A 17,251-nucleotide genomic window follows, 5' to 3' on the forward strand; every position below is an offset into this window, starting at 1 on the left:
GGGCACGGAGTGGCCTTTCGGAGGGGGAGGGGTCAGGAGAGTCGCTGCACGCGCTCCTCGAGGAGGGTCGCGGCGCGCGCGAGCACGCGCCGGTCGTCGTCGTCGAGGTCGTCGAACAGGGGTGCCAGGGCGGAGTCGAGGCGGAGGCGGTGCGCGGCGAGAGCGGCGGATCCCGCGTCGGCGGCCTCGATGAGCCAGGCCCGGCCGTCGCTCTCGTCGTGCACTCGGCGGATCCAGCCGGCCTCGTCGAGCCGGGCGATCAGCCCGGTCATCGTGGGCTGGGTCACCCGCACCCGCTCGGCGAGCTCGCCGAGGCGGAGCGGGGAGGAGGTGCGCAGCTCGGCGAGCGTCGACCAGACCGCTCCGGACTGCGCGCCGAGCCCCGTCGCTCCGCTGGAGCGGCCGGCGAACCGCGCGAGCGCGGTGGCGGCGGAGGCGAGGCGCACGGGGGCGGAGGGGACGGGCACGTCAATAAACATAGCACGCCTATGTATTTCTGGGTCGAGCTCTGGCGGGTGGATGGTCTCGATGGGTCCGGGCTTTCGACCAGCAGTGCGGACTGCCGCCGCGTCCGCTCGTGCCGGACTGCTGCCGCGTCGAGCCGTGCACCTGTCCGCAACCGAGGTCGGGACAGCCCGCAGCGTCCGTTCGAGTCGTCCGAGCGGCTCCTGACCTCGGTTGCGAACAGCTCGGCCCGGGGAACGCGGGCTGAGCGCTCCGATCCGCGCGGGTCTCGATACGCCGCTGCGCGGCTACTCGACCAGCAAGGGCTCCCTCGCTGCAATCGAGCACTCCCCTCGCTGATCGAGTAGCCCGCGCAGCGGGCGTATCGAGATCCCCCACCCCACCACCCTTTTCCACCGTCCCTGTGGCAAAATGATCCGCAATCCCTCGCGAATGCCCGGGATCACCGACGGAACGAGTTGTCATGTCCCGAATCGAGCGCGACGTCGTCGTGATCGGAGCAGGCGCCACCGGGCTCACCGCGGCCCTGCGGCTCCACGAGGCCGGGCGCACCGTGGCCGTCCTCGAGGCGCGCGACCGCGTCGGCGGCCGTCTCGAGACCCGCGAGATCGAGGGCCAGATGCTCGAGCTCGGCGGCCAGTGGGTCTCGCCCGATCAGACCGCGCTGCTCGAGACGCTCGACGAGCTGGGCCTGACCACCTACTCCCGCTACCGCGACGGCGAGAGCGTCTACATCGGCTCCGACGGCCGCGCGCGCCGCTTCACGGGCGACATCTTCCCCGGAGGCGCGAGCACCGAGGCCGAGATCGCACGGCTCATCGATGTGCTCGACCGCCTCGTGGCCGAGACCGACCCGGCCGCACCGTGGGCGCATCCGCTGGCCGCCGACTACGACCGGATCAGCTTCAGCGCCTGGCTCGAGCAGCAGACCGACGACGGGGAGGCGCGCGCGAACATCGCGCTCTTCGTCGCCGACGCCATGCTCACGAAGCCCGCGCACTCGTTCTCCCTGCTGCAGGCGCTCCTGATGGCGGCGAGCGCGGGATCGTTCAGCCACCTCGTCGACGCCGATTTCATCCTCGACAAGCGCGTGCTCGGGGGTCTCCAGCGGGTTCCGGAGCTGCTCGCCGAGCGGCTGGGCGCCGAGCGCGTCCTGCTCGAGCAGGCCGTGCGCTCCGTGCACTGGAGCGAGGACGGGGTCGAGGTCCGCACCGACGACGCCGTCGTCGTCGCCCGGCACGCGATCGTCGCCGTCCCGCCGAACCTCGTCGGCAGGATCCGCTTCGATCCGCCCCTCCCGCGACTGCGCCAGCAGGCTCTGCAGCACCAGTCGCTCGGCCTCGTCATCAAGGTGCACGCCACCTACGAGGCCCCGTTCTGGCGCGCGGACGGCCTCTCGGGCACCGCGTTCAGCCCGCACGCGCTCGTGCACGAGGCGTACGACAACTCCAACGCGGGGGAGGAGCGCGGCACGCTCGTCGGCTTCGTCTCGGACGAGAAGGCCGACCGGCTGCTGGCGCTCCCCGAGGCCGAGCGCAAGGCCGCGATCCTCGACTCCCTCGCCGCCTACTACGGACCCGCCGCGCTGGCTCCGGTCGTCTACTACGAGAGCGACTGGGCGGCCGAGGAGTGGACGCAGGGCGCCTACGCCGCGAGCTTCGACCTGGGCGGACTGACCCGCTACGGAGCGCTCCAGCTCGAGCCGGTCGGGCCGCTCCGCTTCGGATCCAGCGACCTGGCCGCCGAGGGCTACCAGCACGTCGACGGCGCGATCCGCGTCGGACGGCGCCTGGCGCAGGAGATCCTGGACGAGCACGCCGCCGCCCCCCCACCGCGAAGGAGCACTTCCCGCATGAGCACCCACTACGCCGTCATCGACCCGGCCTCCGGGACGACCCTGAGCGAGTACCCGTCGATCACCGACCTTGAGCTGACCGAGGCGATCGGAGCCGCGCACGACGCGTACTCCACGTGGTCGCGCACCGTGCCCGTCGCGACCCGCGCCGCCCTGATCGCCCGAGTGGCCGATCTGCACGTCGAGCGCGCCGACGCCCTGGCCGAGATCATCGTGCGCGAGATGGGCAAGCCGCTCGACCAGGCGCAGGGCGAGGTCGGCTTCGCGGCCGACATCTACCGCTACTACGCCGACAACGGCGAGGCGTTCCTCGCGGACGAGCCCATCGAGCTCTCCGACGGCACCGGCTCGGCCTTCGTGCGCCGCGCGGGCCTGGGCGTGCTGCTGGGCATCATGCCGTGGAACTTCCCCTACTACCAGGTCGCCCGCTTCGCCGGCCCGAACATCGTCGCGGGCAACACGATCCTGCTCAAGCACGCGCCGCAGTGCCCCGAGTCGGCCGCCGCCATCGCGGACATCTTCGCGACCGCCGCAGGCGAGCTCGGAGCACCCGCCGGCGTCTACGTGAACCTGTACGCGAGCAACGACCAGGCCGCCGACGTCATCGCCGACCCGCGGGTGCAGGGCGTGTCGGTCACGGGCTCCGAACGCGCGGGAGCCGCCGTCGCCGAGATCGCGGGCCGCAACCTCAAGAAGGTCGTGCTGGAGCTCGGCGGCTCCGACCCGTTCGTGCTGCTGTCGACCGACGACCTCGACAAGGCCGTCGAGGACGCGGTCGCCGCCCGCCTGGACAACAACGGCCAGTCCTGCAACGCCGCCAAGCGCTTCATCGTCATCGACGACCTCTACGAGGAGTTCGCCTCGAAGTTCCCCGCGGCGTTCACGAAGGCGCAGCCCGCCGATCCGTTCGCCGAGGGGACCCTGCTCGGCCCGCTCTCCTCCTCCGCCGCGACGGAGCGCCTCGAGCAGCAGCTCGCGACGGCCCGCGAGCAGGGGGCGACCGTGCGCGCGAGCGGCGAGGTGACCGGCAACTTCTTCCCGCCCGCGGTGCTCGAGGACGTCACCCCCGACATGAACGCCTACCGCGAGGAGTTCTTCGGTCCCGTCGCCGCGCTCTACCGCGTCCACGACGAGGACGAGGCGATCGCGCTGGCGAATGACACGCCCTACGGCCTCGGCTCCTACCTCTACACGACCGACCAGGAGCAGGCCCTGCGTCTCGCCGACCGGATCGACGCCGGCATGGTGTGGATCAACCTGGTCCTCGGCGATGCGGCCGAGCTGCCCTTCGGCGGGGTGAAGCGCTCGGGCACCGGCCGCGAGATGGGCCGCAGCGCCCTCGAGGAGTTCGTCAACAAGAAGCTCATCCGCATCGCGTAGCGGCGGGTCTCGCGACGCCCCTGCGGGGCTGCTCGACCAGCAGGCCTGCGGGAGCGGCGGGTCTCGAGACGCCCCTGCGGGGCTGCTCGGCCGGCGTGCTCCTCCGCTGATCGAGCAGCGCGCGCAGCGGGCGTATCGAGATCCACCGCCCTCGGCCCTCAGGCAACCCCGAGCGGGCGCTCGGCGCGCTCACTAGGGTCGAGGGGTGGCGTCCGCCGCCGCCCACCCGGAAGGTCCCTCAGTCATGCGCGTGTTCGGCTGCCCCCACTGCGAGGCCCGCGTCGAGTTCGAGGACGCCGAGTGCCTGCGCTGCGGCACCGCGCTCGCCTACGCGCTCGAGACCGACGAGCTCGTCGAGGCCGCGGGCCGCCCGCTCTGCCGCTACCGCGGCACCATCGGCTGCACCTGGCTCCAGGAGGAGCGGACGGGCGGCGCCTGCGCCTCCTGCGCCCTGACCGGCGAGCGCCCGGTCGTCTACGACGCCGCCGTGCTGAGCCAGCTGACGGTCGCCGAGTTCGCGAAGCGGCGCCTGGTCCGCCAGCTGCGCCACCTCGACCTGCCCGTGCGCCGCCGCGAGAACGGCTCGGGGCTCTCGTTCTGGCTGCTGTCGTCGGCGCAGCTCGGCTCCGTCACGACCGGGCACGCCGACGGAGTCGTCACCGTCGACCTGTCCGAGGGGAACGACGCGCACCGCGAGGCACTCAAGGCCCGTCTGGGCGAGCCGTACCGGACGGTCCTCGGCCACTTCCGCCACGAGATCGGGCACTACTACTGGCAGGAGCTCGTCGAGGGCACCGACCTGCTCCCGGCCTTCCGTGCGCTGTTCGGCGACGAGCGCACCGATTACGGCGCGGCCCTGGACGCGCACTACGGCGGGGCGACCGGAGCGGACTGGGCCCGCGACCACATCTCGCAGTACGCGACCACGCACCCGTGGGAGGACTTCGCCGAGACCTTCGCCCACTACCTGCACATCGCCGACGCCCTCGAGACCACCGCGGCGGTCGGCCTGACCGTCGACGGACCGCGCGGCCGCGTGCCGGAATCGCTCGCGGGGGGTGTGAGCGCGTCCGGGGCCGAGCGGATCGCCGGTCTCGAGATGCCCGAGATCCTGCGCCGCTGGCACGGACTCTCCCTCGCCCTCAACAGCGTGAACCGCTCGATGGGCAAGGACGACCTGTACCCGTTCGTCATCACTCCGGTGATCGCCGAGAAGCTCGCGTGGGTGCACGAGGTCGTCCGCCGGGGCGGCTGACCCCCTGACGGGAGGGGAGTGACGGGCCCCGAGTCCGGCAAGCGCTCTCACGGCCCGGATTAGCGTGGAACGGTGCCCCGCCTCCGTCTGCTCGCCGCCGCCGCCGCGGTCGCCCTCCTGGCCGGCTGCTCCAGTGCCTCCGAGGCGGCGGCCGCCTGCGTCGTCCGGCCGGCCTCGTCGATCGTGCCCGGGCAGGGCGCCCTCCTCGGCGTGAATCTCGACTGGGACGCCCGCACCCTGAGCGACTACAGCACGGCGCTCGGCCGTCCGCCCGCGGTCGCGGTCGCCTTCGCCGACGTGCCCTTCGCCGGCGACGACCGCGCCGAGGTGCGCGAGGCGGCCGAGCAGCTGCGCGCCCTCGGCGGCACGCTGCTGCTCACCCTCGAGCCGGCGGAGGGACTCGATGCGGTCACCGAGGAGGTCGCCGACGAGGTCGCCGCGCTCCTCGCGGATCTCAACGACGCGGGCGTGCCCGTCGTGCTCCGCTTCGCGCACGAGATGAACGGCTCCTGGTACGCGTGGGGACAGCAGCCCGCGAAGTACGTCGAGACGTTCCGGAGGGTGGCAGCCGCGGTCCACGCCGAGGCGCCCGGCTCCTCCCTGATGTGGGCGCCCAACAGCGCCGAGGGCTACCCGTTCGAGGGCGGGGCGTCGGCCGCGCAGCCGGGGACGAGCGGCTTCGCGCTGCTCGACACGACGCCCGACGGAGTCCTGACTCCCGAGGACGACCCCTACGCGCCGTACTACCCGGGCGACGACGCGGTGGACTGGGTCGGCATGTCGCTCTACCACTGGGGCTCGGCGTATCCGTGGGGCGAGAACGAGCTGCCGGAGGAGGGCAAGTTCGCCGCCCAGCTCACCGGCACCTACGACGGAGCCGCCGGCGACGAGACCGCGGCGCCCGACTTCTACACGACCTACGGGGTCGAGCACGGCAAGCCCGTGGCGATCCCCGAGACGGCCGCGCTCGTCGTCCCGCGCGGCGACGCCGCCGGAGAGCTCGCGATCAAGCAGGCGTGGTGGCGCCAGGTGCTCTCGGCCGAGACGGCCGAGCGGTTCCCGCAGCTCAAGATGATCAACTGGTTCGAGTGGGACAAGTTCGAGCCCGAGGTGCAGGACACCGTCGACTGGACCGCCGTCAACGACCCGGCCACGCGGGAGGCGTTCCGCGCCGACCTGCCCGAGTGGCTCGTCGCGGCCGACCTCGACGACCGGTGCACGGCGCGCACGGTGACGGGCTGAGGCGCCGGCCCGTCACTTCTTCGTCAGCGACGACTCCTTGTGCGCGGCCTTCGCGTCGGTCTTGTCGCTCTGCACGATCCAGTAGGGCTCGTCGTCCGAGGCGTTGAACTTCTGGCCCTCGAAGTGGAACTCCTTCGTCTTCTTCTCCACCAGCTCGCCGTGGGTCTCGCCCTGCGAGGTGTTCCAGCTGATCTTGTCGCCCTTCTTCATGAGGCACGTCCTTCTCGGTCGTCGCGCGCGAGCGCGGATGAGCCACCGCGCGGCAGCGCGATGGTGGTGGTGACGTCGACGATCGCCGGAGCGGCGGGCGCCGACGAGAAGCCGAAGCGGACGGGCGGCGAGAGCGGCCGCAGGCCCCCCAGGTCCACTCCGTCCAGCGAAGCGGTGACCCCGAGCACGCTCCGGATCGTGCGGACGCCGTAGTACTCCCGCCGCCCGCCGCCCGCGCTGCCGGCGGTGCTGACGCCGCGCACGAGCAGGGAGGCGACGGGGGAGATCGCGGTCAGCCACGCGGGGCTCTCGGCGATCGGCCGCGGCACGATCCGCAGCAGGCGGCCCAGCGGAGTGACTCCGCCCAGTCGCAGCACCGCATCGAGGCCGCCGGCGGTCACCCGCAGGCCGCCCGGGATCCGGCGCGTCGCGACCGGCGCCACGACGACCTCGTCGAACTCGTACGTCGAGGCGATGAAGTCCGCGACCTCGCGGGTCGGAGCGATCAGCATCCGGTGCCCGTCGGCCCGCTCGATCATCGCGTCCGAGAACGCGCCGAACGGCGTCCGCTCCCAGAGACCCAGCACGAGCCGGGTGCCCGAGGCCGTGCCGAGCCCCGCGATGCGCCCGCCGAAGCGGAGGCGTCGCGAGGCCCGGCCGGCGCTGCTCATCAGGCCGAGCGCAGCAGGGTGAACGAGGCGTCGCGGACGATCAGCGTCGTGACCTCTCCGGACACGACCTGGTCGGGGTCGCTCGAGCAGGCGAGCTCCCACTCGGCTCCCGGTGCCGTCGGCACCGTGAACTCCACGCCGTTCTCGGCCGCGTTCAGCAGCAGGGCGAACGACGCGCTGCCCTCGTGCTCGAACACGAACGTGATCGAGCGGGCGTCCGGGTTGTCCCAGTCCTCGTCGGCGAATCCCTGCGCGTCCGAGCGGAGGATGTCGACGGTGTCCGTTCCGCCGTCACCGGGAGCGCGGCGGAACCACTTGGGCTTGAGCGCCGGCTCGGCCGCGCGCAGGGCGATCAGCTCGCGGGTGAAGGCCAGCAGCTCGCGGTCGGCGCCCTCCCAGTCGAACCACGAGATCTCGTCGTCCTGGCAGTACGCGTTGTTGTTGCCGCCCTGCGTGCGGGCGATCTCGTCGCCGCCCAGGATCATCGGCACGCCGGCCGAGAGCAGCAGGGTCGCCAGGAAGTTGCGGCGCATGCGGTCGCGGCGCTCGTTGACCGCCTCGTTCTCGGTCGGGCCCTCCGCGCCGTTGTTGGAGGAGCGGTTGTCGCTCTCGCCGTCGTTGTTGTCCTCGCCGTTGGCCGCGTTGTGCTTGCGCGAGTAGGCGGTGAGGTCGGCGAGGGTGAAGCCGTCGTGGGCGGTGACGAAGTTGACGCTCGAGAGGGGCGAGCGCTTGTCCGCCTCGTACACGTCCGGCGAGCCGAGGATGCGCTGCGCGGTCGTGCCGAGCACCGAGTCGGCGCCGTGCCAGAAGTCGCGCACGTCGTCGCGGAACTTCCCGTTCCACTCGGACCAGTCGGCGGGGAAGCCGCCGACCTGGTAGCCCGCGGTGTCCCAGGGCTCGGCGATCATCTTGACGGGGGCGAGCACCGGGTCCTGCGCGATGAGGTCGAGGAACGCGCTGTGCACCTCGGCCTCGCCCGTCTGACGGGTCAGCGTGGTCGCGAGGTCGAACCGGAACCCGTCGATGTGCATCTCGGTCACCCAGTAGCGCAGCGAGTCCATGATGAGCCCGAGCGCGGCGGGGTGGCTGACGTTGAGGCTGTTGCCGGTGCCCGTGGTGTCGAAGTAGTTGGCGCGGTCCTCCTCCACCAGCCGGTAGTAGGAGCCGTTGTCGATGCCCTTGAACGACAGGGTGGGGCCCTTGTCGTTGCCCTCGGCGGTGTGGTTGTAGACCACGTCGAGGATCACCTCGAGGCCGGCCTCGTGGAACGCCTTGACCATGGCCTTGAACTCGTCGACCTGCGCGCCGTCGTCGCCCGCGTGCGAGTACTCGTTGTGCGGGGCGAAGAAGCCGAGGGAGTTGTAGCCCCAGTAGTTGCGCAGGCCCTTCTCCTCGAGGTGCGAGTCCTGCACGAACTGGTGCACGGGCAGCAGCTCGACCGAGGTGACGCCGAGATCGGTGAAGTGCTTGATCGACGCCGGGTGCGCGAGGCCGCGGTAGGTGCCGCGGATGTCCTCCGGCACGTCCGGGTGCAGCTTGGTGAAGCCCTTCACGTGGACCTCGTACACGACGGTGTCCTCGAGCGGGATGCGCGGGGCCTCGTCGGTGCCCCAGTCGAAGGAGGCCGGGTCGGTGACGACGCAGCGCGGCACGGAGGGGGCGGAGTCGGAGTCGTTGCGGCGCTCGGCGTCCTCGTAGTACTGGCCGAAGACGTCCTCGCTCCAGCGGTAGGAGCCCTCGATGGCGGTGGCGTGCGGGTCCAGGAGGAGCTTGTTCACGTTGTGGCGCAGGCCGTTCGCGGGGTCCCAGGGGCCGTCGACGCGGAAGCCGTAGCGCGTTCCGACGCCCATGCCCGGGACGACGCCGTGGAAGACGTGGCCGGTGCGGTCGGTCAGGGTGACACGGGTCTCGGTGCCGGTCTCGTCGAACAGGCAGACCTCGACGCTGTCCGCGGTCTCGGAGTAGAGGGCGACGTTCGCGCCGTCGTCGCCGCGGAGGGAGACGCCGAGCGGATACGGGAAGGAACGGGAGGATGCGGGCATGCGACCATCCTGACGGGGCCCGCCCGCGAGCTCGGGGTGCTTGTCGGACGGCCCGAGTCCCGGTATCGTTCCGGGCTCGTTCCGCACCCCGGCGTGCAGGAGCCGGTCAGTCCAGCGGAGCCGCGCCGCCGGCGGTGAAGACGATCTTGCCGATCGTGCGGTCGGTGCCGGCCGACCGCCCGGACAGCACGTCGATGATCTCCTCGAGCGGATGCACGGCGCCGGGGTCGGCGTCGAGGTCGCCGGAGGCGGCGAGCGCGATCGCGCGCCCGATCCGCTCGGCCGTGGCCACCACGATCAGGTTCCGCACCGGCGGACGGTCGCGCCGCAGCACGCCGACCGCCTGGGCGCCGAGGGCCGGGCCGCTGGGCACGAGGGTGACGAAGCGCCCGTTCTGCGCCAGCAGGATCGCGGCGTCGGCGGCCCTCAGGTGCCCGGAGACGTCGAGCACCGCGTCGAAGCGGCCCGCGAGCACGCCCAGATCGAGCGCGCGGTAGTCGTGCGGCTCGGCGCCCAGGCTCCGCAGCACCCCGGCCGCGGCGGCGGACCCGGTCGCGCCGACCTCGCAGCCCGCACGGACCAGGAGCTGCACGGTCAGCTGGCCGATGGCACCGGAGCCGCCGCCGACGAGCACCCTCTCGCCCGCGCGCACGCGCAGGGCGTCGACGACGCCCACGGCCGTCCCTCCGGACATCGCGAGGGTGACGCCCTGCACGAAGTCGAGGGAGTCGGGCAGAGTGACGAGGGAGCGGCTGCGCACCAGGCACGCGTCGGCGAACGCGTCGCCGTCGCGGGTCATGCCGACCACGCGGTCGCCGACCGCGACGGTCCGCACGCCCGGTCCGACGGCCTCGACGGTGCCGGCGACGTCGAGTCCGAAGCCGAGCGGCCTGGATCGCCCGACGGCCATGACGCGGGCCGCACCCGACAGGATCTTCTCGTCGGTGGCGTTGATGCTCGCCGCACGGGTGCGCACGAGCACCTCGCCCCGCGCCGGCATCGGCACGGGGGCGTCCCGCCACGAGAGCACGTCCGGTCCGCCGAACCGTTCGTATCCCAGTCGTCGCATCGTGCTCCCGTCGTCCGCGGCCCGCGCCGCACGGGGACGAGCCTAGGCGCTGATCGCACGGTCGATCCGTCGCCAGGGGAGGGCTCGGACGCCCCGCGGCCCCGGTGCTACCGTGGCGCGCATGAGCGCAGACACGAGCCCCGAGTTCTCCGGCTGGACCGGCGAGGGTCAGAGCGGTGCCGACCCGTCGGGTCCGGTCACCGACGCCGATCGCCCCGACGACGTCCGGCCCGCCGACGCCGAGGTCGAGGAGAGCACGACCCCCGACGAGAGCCGCGATCCTGACCACCCCTACGACTCGATGAGCGAGAGCGGCACCGAGAACTCCCCCGAGGACGAGGTGTCCGACTCCGAGGACGAGGAGGGCCTGCTGCCCCCCGGCAGCACCGCCGAGGGGAGCGGCACGTCGCTGGGCGCCGTCCCGGCCGAGGCCTCCCGCGAGGCCGAGCCGCTCGGCACCCACGAGGGCGAGGGGACGCCGGGCCAGCTGGCGGACGAGCGCTGGCGCACGAACGGCGTGAATCCGCTCGGCTGACCCCGGCGGAGGTCGCAGCGGGGCCCGCAGGAGGGTTGACCTCTCACCCTCGAGCACCTCCACGTCCAGGTTCTCCCCCGGTGGCTCGGAGGTGACCCCCCGGCTGGCGCCGTAGCGTGCCGGAAGCGCGGGGACCTCCCGCGCGGACGGGGAGTCCCATGTCGTTGTTCCTGAACCGCACCCGCGAGATCCGGTGGACCCCGGACGAGCGGCGGGCGCTCGCGGAGGCGGTCGCCGAGGACCGCGCCGACGTCTGGCGCAGCATCGGCGAGCTCGACCGCACGGTCGTCGTCTCGACGGAGGATGCCGGCACGGGCGGCGGAGCCCGCTGGCCGACCGACCACCGCGCCTTCCTGCGCGTCGAGCGCAACGACTCGATCGTGCTGGCCACCGACGGGCTGAGCGACCCCTTCGACCGCCTCAGCCGACCCGGCACGGGTCTGGGCCTCGAGCTGTGCCTCGAGAGCTCCGCCCTGCTCGGCGTCCCGGCCGCGGAGCTCTGGAACCACTGGCAGTTCCGCCTGCTCTACGAGGCCGCCCGCCGCGCGGCCCTGCAGGGAGTGTGCTGCCGCACAGGCGTCGACGTCGCGCGCCTGGCCAACGCCTCGGCCCCGCCGGCCTGGGTCGGCGAGGACGGCTCGGTCGGCGTGCTGCTCGGGCTCCGGAGCCCCCGGCTCCCCGAGCGCATGGAGCTCGCAACGGGGGACGTGGAGCTCGTCACCCTCACGCCGCTGTGGCCGGAGGAGTACGAGTCGGCCGCCGTCGACGACGCCGCGTGCGCCGAGGTCGCGGCGCGGCTGGTCGGCCTGCCCCACGACGAACTGGTGCACACCGCTCGACCGCGCGTGGTCTGAAGCGATCCGGGCGGCGGGGCGACCCGGGCGACGGGTCAGCCGTCCTGCGGCTCCGGCACCACGAGCATCTCGCCGGTGTTGTTCGCGCTCGAGACGAACTGCTCGATCCACGCGCGGTTCAGCGCGGGCCGCTTGCTGCCGAAGAAGCGGAAGTGCAGCGCCGTGGTGGGGTGGATCCAGATCGAGCTGCGGCCGTAGCCGCTGGACTCGGGCTCGGCCCAGGACAGGCTGAACGACTCGTTGCGGCGCATCTTGGTGAACATCGCCACCTTGAGGTGCGCCAGCATGCGGTCCTCGAAGTCGATCTCGAGCGATTGCGGTCCGTAGATCAGTCGTCCCATGGTCTCCACCCTGTGTCGTGCCGGCGCCCGGAGGATGCACGGGGCCGTGGACTCCGACGAGCACGGGGAGCCTCTCCCTCGAGCCTACCCAGGGCGCGAGGGGCCGCAGGACAGGCTCGTGTCCCTCGATCGAGGGGGCCGGCGGGGGGATCGCAGGCCGGGGGACGACGAACGCCCCGCCGACCGGATCCGAGGATCACGGCCGACGGGGCGCTGCGAGTTCGTGACGAACCCGAGGAGTCGGGAATTACTCGCCGACGCCGCGGATGTTCGCGGCCTGCGGGCCCTTGCGGCCCTGCTCGACGTCGTACTCGACGTGCTGGTTCTCGACGAGCTCGCGGTAGCCCTGCTTCGCGATGGCGGAGAAGTGCGCGAACACGTCGGCGCCTCCGTCGTCGGGAGCGATGAAGCCGAAGCCCTTTTCGGAGTTGAACCACTTAACGGTGCCAGTAGGCATTTCTTTTCCTTATGTGTTAATGACGCCTGCCGGAGCGGACGTCGTCAGATCCCGCACGAGTGTGCGGTACCCGCTCGACTCCTCCTCCGCGCGGATGAAACACGCGTCGGCCGGGAGTCGCTCGGGTCGTCTTGGGGGCGGAGGGGACCTCCGCGGGGGAGAACGTCCCGCGTTCCGACGGAGTCGGGGGTGCGGGGGTCGAACGAGGAACGGCGCGGCTTCCGCGGCGTCCTGTGAAGGGCGGTACCCGCCGGCGAGGCGGGCGTTCGAACCGCTGGGTCGAGGTCGATGCCGTCGACCCGTGCTGCCGGTGAGAGCAGGGCGGTCTCTATCAGGGGCTGAGTCTCTTCGTCGTCTCCAGCGAGTGCGTGCTGGTGGTGGCGACTTCTCAGCCGTGGAATTCGGGCGATCGCCCAGGAGATGTCTCCAGCCTACGGGATCGGACGCCCCGAGCGCGACCGCGGGGCGGGAAAGGCTGCGCGATCCGTCGCCCGGCGGCCGAGCGGACGTCGGGGCCGACCCTCCGTGTGGCACCATTCAGGTCATCGGCGCCGCCCCTCGGCGCCGCGCCCCATCCGCCCCTCCCGATCTCGCGCCCCTCGAGGCCGGGGGCCCGCCCACGCGAGGCCCGACCGCGATGCTCCCCTCGACGACCCCCGGCTCCTCCGCCGCCGCTGCGGAGCGCACCGAGCTGCGCCGCGAGCAGGACGAGATCGGCCGTCGCTGCGCCCGGCGCGGCTCCGCGCTCTTCACCGGGGCCTCGGCCCTGCACCTCGTCGCTCTCGCTCCGGCCGACCTCGTCCGCACCCTGCCGATCCTGGCGCTGCTCGTGGCGGCGACCGTCGTCGTGCTCGTGCCGCGGCGACCCCGGTCGGCGACGAGCGCCGCACCGATCGTCGCCGCGGCGGTCCTCGGCCTGACCGCTCTCGCGCTCTTCGCCGTGTCGGACGTCGACGCTCGGCTGTCCGCGGTGCTCGGCTCCCTCACGATGCTGGCGTCGATGGCGCTGGCGACCCCGCTGCTGGCGATCGGCGCCTCCCGCCGACTGCCCCTGATCGCCGTGGCCGCGCTCGCTCCGGTGCTCGTGCTCAGCGCGGTCGCCGCCCTGTCGTCGGGGCGGGCGTTCTTCGTGGGCCTCGCGGTCGTCATCGGGTGGGCCGGGGCCTTCGGCATCGCGCGCTGGGTCGCCGCGAGCGTCGCGCGCGCCGACGAGGGCACCCGGCGGCTCCTCACGGCGCACGCCACGGAGCGGCGCTCGAGCGAGGACGAGGCGCGCCGCCGCCAGGACGCGCGCCTCCTGCACGACACGATCCTGGCGACCCTGACCCTCGTCGCGCACCGGGGCGAGGGCGTGCCCGCCGACACGCTGCGCGAGCGCGCCGAGGCCGATCTCGAGCTGCTGCGGGCGCTCGACGGTCCGCTCCCGCCGAGTGCTCCCGGCTCCGGCGCCCGGCTCCCCGACGAGTTCGCCGCCGTCGAGCGCCGCTTCCGCGCCCTGGGCCTTGAGATCTCGTGGCACCTCGGCGAGGGCGACGTCGCTGCGGGCGCGCTCGCGGCGCTGGTCGGCGCGACCGGCGAGTGCCTCGAGAACGTGCGGAGGCACTCCGGAGTGCTCGCGGTCGACGTCACCGTCGAGCACGGCGCGGGCGGCGTCCGGGTCGCCGTCTCGGACGCCGGAGCGGGCTTCGACCCCGCCGCCGTCCCCGCCGACCGTCTCGGGCTCGCGGAGTCGGTCCACGGCCGCCTCGAGTCGGTCGGCGGAGCCGCGAGGGTCTTCTCGGCGCCGGGTGCCGGCACGACCGTCCTGCTGAGCGTGCCGCGATGAGCGCGCCCGAGCCCCGGGACGCGACGTCCGGCACGCTGCTCGCCCTCGTCGGCGCGGCCGAGACCGGGCCCCGCTCCCTGCAGTCCGTGCGCTTCCGGATCCGCCGCACGCATCAGCTGACCGCGAGCTACCTCGGCCTCGGCTTCCTCACCGTCGCGGTGCTCGTGATGGTCCGCGGAGTGTTCTCCTACGCCTGGGCCCTCGACGCCGGCTCCTCCGGCTGGCTGACGGGCGCCGCCTGGGCAGTGGTGGTGCTCGCCTTCGCCGCCGGGGCGATGACCGCGCTCGTGCGGCGCGGGGAGCTCCCGCCGCCAATCCTCGTCCTCGTCCTCGTGATCGACGCGGCGGCGCTGGCGCTCGAGATCATCGACTCCGCTCTCCCCGCCTCCGGGGGCGTCTACTACCCGACCGTCTGCGTGGGCGTCGGCGCGACCCTGCTGGGGCTCATGCCCTTCCACCCGCTCCGGCGCACCTGCACGGCGCTCGGCCTGCTCGCGGCGGTGAGCGCGGCGACGCTCCTGGCCCAGAGCGGCGGCGTCCCGGGCGGACTCGGGATCGGCACGACGATCCTCCTGCTGGCGCTCGTGCCGACGGCGTTCTGCGCGGTCATCCTCGCCACGGTCGACGAGCACGTGCACCGCCGGCTCGACCGCACGATCTCGGACAGCACGATCGACGGGCCGGGCACGGGTCCGGGCAGCCTCGCGGCGTCCGAGCTCTCGCGGATCGACGCCCGGATCGAGGAGTTCCTCGAGCGGATCGCGCAGAGCGCCGCCGCTCCACTGGACGCGGAGACGGGGGAGCGGGGCCGGACGCTCGGAGACGAGCTGCGGAGCACGCTCGCCCGCAGCCACGACCGCACCTGGCTCCGCATCGCCGTCGACGAGTCGGCCCACCTGTCGGGAGCGGTGGTCCTGAGCGACCCCGACGGGCTCGCCGCGCACCTGCTCCCGCCCGACCGCGCGCGGCTGCTCTCGGTGCTGTGGCTGCTCGCCGCACCCGGCTCCGCCGCCCGACCGGGCGTCGACGCGGTCCTTGGAGCGCTCGGCGCCGATCCGGCGGGCCGGGGATCGATCGCGATCTCACTCGAGGTCGCGGGCAGGCGCTCCCGCGACCTCGATCCGGCCGTCTGGGGCATCCTCGACGAGCTGGGGGCGCCTCGCGTGCAGAGCAGCGGAGCGGGCACCCGCGTGCTGATCGAGCATGTTCCCGAGAGCGCGACCGGATCGACGAGGACCCCGTGAGCACTCCGAGCGGCGGACCGACGGCGACCGAGGGGCGGACGATCTCGCTCGCCATCCTCGACGACCACCCGATCCTCCTCCGCGCCCTCGCGGAGTGGATCGGCCGCTCGGGAGCGCCGATCCGCGTGGTCGCGACGGCGTCGAGCTGGGTCGGCCTGCTGGCGGACCCCGCGTTCCCGAGCGACGTCGTGCTCCTGGACATCGACCTCGGCGACGACCTCGATCTCGCGATGAAGATCCGGACGCTCACCGCCGCGGGCTCGGCCGTGGTCATCATCAGCACTCACGCCCAGGCGGCGACGATCCAGCGGGCGCTCGAGGCCGGAGCGCGGGGCTACGTCGTCAAGAGCGAGCCGACCGCGGTCATCATCGAGGCGATCCGCACCGTCGCGAGCGGCGCCGTGTTCCTCACCGGCCCCACCCGCGGCCTCCTCGGCGGATCGCCCGGCGACACGCTGACGGCCCGGGAGCGCCTCGTCGTCGGGCTCTTCGCCGAGGGCCTGCCGCTGAAGCAGCTGGCGGCGGAGCTGCGCATCACGCAGGACGCCGCGCGCAGCTGCCTGCGCAGCGCCCGCGCCAAGTACCGCGAGGCGGGGGTGGAGGTGGGCGGCCGCATCGCCCTGCGGCGCCAGGCGCTGCGCGACGGCATCATCGTCCGCCGCTGAGGGCGAGGGCTCCGGGAGCCCCCTCGCTCAGACCCTCTCGGGCCGCTTCTGCCGCGCGGGCTCGGCGGGACGGTCCGGACCGTTCCACACCGTGATCACTCCCCAGACCACCGCGGCGATCGGCACGGCCAGCACGGCGCCGACGATGCCCGCGAGGACGGTGCCGACGGTCAGGGCGACGAGCACGATCAGGGGGTGCAGCTTCAGCGAGCGGGCCATCAGCACCGGCTGGAGGAAGTTGCCCTCGAGCTGGTTGACGGCGATGACGACCAGGATCACGATCAGCGCGGGGACCGGCCCGTTGGCCACGAGGGCGACGAGAGCCGCGAGGATGCCGGCGGCGGTCGCTCCCACGATCGGGATGAAGGCGGTGAGGAACACGATCACCGCGAGCGGGATCGCCAGCGGGACCCCGATGATCGCGAGGGCGACGCCGATGCCGATCGCGTCGACGGCCGCGACGGTCGCGGTGCCGCGCACGTAGTCGCCGAGCACGTCGACGGCCTTGGTGCCGACGCGCTTGGCGCGGTCGTAGCTCTCGCCGACGAAGGGGCGCAGGAGGAACTCCCAGATCTTCGGGCCGTCCTTCATGAAGAAGAAGAGCACGACGATCATCAGCACGAGGCCGGTGACGAAGTTGGCGGCGGCCGCGGCCCCCGCGAGCGCGCCGGAGCCGAAGCTGCTCGAGGTGAGGAAGTCGACCACCGTCGCCCGGGCGTCCTCGATCTGCTGCTCGTCGATCTGGAACGGCAGGTGCTGCACGTAGTCCTGCAGCGAGGAGATGCCCTCGGACGCACTGCTCACCAGCTCGTCCCACTGGTTGCGGACAGCGACGGTGATGAGCCAGCCCACGGCGCCCAGGACCGCCAGCAGGCCCAGCAGGGACAGCCACGTCGCGAGGATCGAGGGCACGCCCTTCTTCCGCAGCCACGACAGCAGCGGGTGGATCGCCGAGGCCAGGATGATCGCGATCATCACCGGGATCAGCACGAGGGTGAGCTGCGTCATGGCGAAGACGAGGACCGACGCGAGAGCGAGGATCACGATCACCTGGAGGCAGCGCAGCGCGAAGCGGCCGAGGCCGTCGCTCCACACCGTGCGCCGCGGCTCGGGGCGGGGCGCGGCGCACGGTGTGGAGCGA

Annotated in this window: 16 protein-coding genes and 1 pseudogene; 9 read left to right on the forward strand and 8 right to left on the reverse strand. The window is 73.0% G+C overall.

Annotated elements, in window-relative coordinates:
- Positions 1-32 precede the first annotated feature (32 nt).
- The gene (locus NB037_RS14645; protein ID WP_251946908.1) at positions 33-467 is read right to left on the reverse strand and encodes a MarR family transcriptional regulator; all 435 of its coding nucleotides are present in this window, start codon (positions 465-467) and stop codon (positions 33-35) included.
- Positions 468-928: 461 nt separating this feature from the next.
- Here NB037_RS14645 and NB037_RS14650 point away from each other — a divergent pair.
- The 4 genes and pseudogenes from NB037_RS14650 to NB037_RS14665 all read left to right on the forward strand — a co-directional run.
- Positions 929-2,278 (forward strand): annotated as a pseudogene (locus NB037_RS14650) (flavin monoamine oxidase family protein); the annotation flags it as partial.
- A 39-nt stretch (positions 2,279-2,317) separates the two neighbouring features.
- Entirely contained in the window at positions 2,318-3,700 is a 1,383-nt protein-coding gene (locus NB037_RS14655; protein ID WP_251946927.1) for an NAD-dependent succinate-semialdehyde dehydrogenase, read from the forward strand.
- Positions 3,701-3,905: 205 nt separating this feature from the next.
- A complete protein-coding gene (locus NB037_RS14660) occupies positions 3,906-4,955 on the forward strand; it encodes a zinc-binding metallopeptidase family protein (protein ID WP_251946910.1) in 1,050 nt (349 codons plus the stop codon).
- Positions 4,956-5,027: 72 nt separating this feature from the next.
- Complete coding sequence (locus NB037_RS14665; protein WP_251946912.1) at positions 5,028-6,197, forward strand: glycoside hydrolase family 26 protein; 1,170 nt, start codon at positions 5,028-5,030, stop codon at positions 6,195-6,197.
- A 12-nt stretch (positions 6,198-6,209) separates the two neighbouring features.
- Here the strand turns inward: NB037_RS14665 and NB037_RS14670 are convergent, their stop codons facing one another.
- The 4 genes from NB037_RS14670 to NB037_RS14685 all read right to left on the reverse strand — a co-directional run bounded on the left by NB037_RS14670 (position 6,210) and on the right by NB037_RS14685 (position 10,189).
- A complete protein-coding gene (locus NB037_RS14670) occupies positions 6,210-6,407 on the reverse strand; it encodes a hypervirulence associated TUDOR domain-containing protein (protein ID WP_055786225.1) in 198 nt (65 codons plus the stop codon).
- Positions 6,404-7,078 (reverse strand): hypothetical protein, encoded by a 675-nt coding sequence (locus NB037_RS14675; RefSeq protein ID WP_251946914.1) that lies wholly within the window; start codon positions 7,076-7,078, stop codon positions 6,404-6,406. The genes NB037_RS14670 and NB037_RS14675 overlap by 4 nt, the downstream gene beginning before the upstream one ends.
- Positions 7,078-9,120 (reverse strand): glycogen debranching protein GlgX, encoded by a 2,043-nt coding sequence (glgX, locus tag NB037_RS14680; RefSeq protein WP_251946916.1) that lies wholly within the window; start codon positions 9,118-9,120, stop codon positions 7,078-7,080. Before glgX ends, NB037_RS14675 begins: the two co-directional genes overlap by 1 nt.
- A 106-nt stretch (positions 9,121-9,226) precedes the next feature.
- The gene (locus NB037_RS14685; RefSeq protein ID WP_251946918.1) at positions 9,227-10,189 is read right to left on the reverse strand and encodes a quinone oxidoreductase family protein; all 963 of its coding nucleotides are present in this window, start codon (positions 10,187-10,189) and stop codon (positions 9,227-9,229) included.
- A 121-nt stretch (positions 10,190-10,310) separates the two neighbouring features.
- Between NB037_RS14685 and NB037_RS14690 the strand changes: the two genes are divergently transcribed.
- The gene (locus NB037_RS14690) at positions 10,311-10,724 is read left to right on the forward strand and encodes a hypothetical protein (protein ID WP_251946919.1); all 414 of its coding nucleotides are present in this window, start codon (positions 10,311-10,313) and stop codon (positions 10,722-10,724) included.
- Positions 10,725-10,882: 158 nt separating this feature from the next.
- On the forward strand, positions 10,883-11,578 hold the full coding sequence (locus tag NB037_RS14695; RefSeq protein ID WP_251946920.1) for a hypothetical protein: 696 nt from the start codon (positions 10,883-10,885) through the stop codon (positions 11,576-11,578).
- A gap of 35 nt (positions 11,579-11,613) precedes the next feature.
- On the opposite strand, the gene NB037_RS14700 is transcribed toward NB037_RS14695, so the two are convergent.
- Together NB037_RS14700 and NB037_RS14705 are read right to left on the reverse strand one after the other, a co-directional pair.
- Positions 11,614-11,919, reverse strand: coding sequence for a DUF7882 family protein (locus tag NB037_RS14700; protein ID WP_207407750.1), 306 nt, complete (start codon positions 11,917-11,919; stop codon positions 11,614-11,616).
- A 247-nt stretch (positions 11,920-12,166) separates the two neighbouring features.
- Positions 12,167-12,376, reverse strand: coding sequence for a cold-shock protein (locus NB037_RS14705; RefSeq protein WP_055786246.1), 210 nt, complete (start codon positions 12,374-12,376; stop codon positions 12,167-12,169).
- Between the two features lie 637 nt (positions 12,377-13,013).
- On the opposite strand from NB037_RS14705, the gene NB037_RS14710 reads away from it, so the two are divergent.
- From NB037_RS14710 to NB037_RS14720, 3 genes are read left to right on the forward strand one after another with little or no spacing between them, the layout of a single operon-like run.
- Positions 13,014-14,201: a sensor histidine kinase gene (locus NB037_RS14710; RefSeq protein ID WP_251946921.1), complete on the forward strand. Its 1,188-nt coding sequence runs from the start codon at positions 13,014-13,016 to the stop codon at positions 14,199-14,201.
- Positions 14,198-15,445, forward strand: a complete 1,248-nt coding sequence (locus NB037_RS14715) for a hypothetical protein (protein WP_251946922.1) — start codon at positions 14,198-14,200, stop codon at positions 15,443-15,445. Before NB037_RS14710 ends, NB037_RS14715 begins: the two co-directional genes overlap by 4 nt.
- Positions 15,442-16,110: a response regulator transcription factor gene (locus tag NB037_RS14720; protein WP_251946923.1), complete on the forward strand. Its 669-nt coding sequence runs from the start codon at positions 15,442-15,444 to the stop codon at positions 16,108-16,110. The genes NB037_RS14715 and NB037_RS14720 overlap by 4 nt, the downstream gene beginning before the upstream one ends.
- 27 nt (positions 16,111-16,137) lie before the next feature.
- On the opposite strand, the gene NB037_RS14725 is transcribed toward NB037_RS14720, so the two are convergent.
- The coding region (locus tag NB037_RS14725; protein ID WP_251946924.1) for an AI-2E family transporter at positions 16,138-17,251 on the reverse strand (1,114 nt) is incomplete at its 5' end.

The organism is Rathayibacter rubneri (assembly GCF_023743255.1).
GTDB classification, from domain to species: domain Bacteria; phylum Actinomycetota; class Actinomycetes; order Actinomycetales; family Microbacteriaceae; genus Rathayibacter; species Rathayibacter rubneri.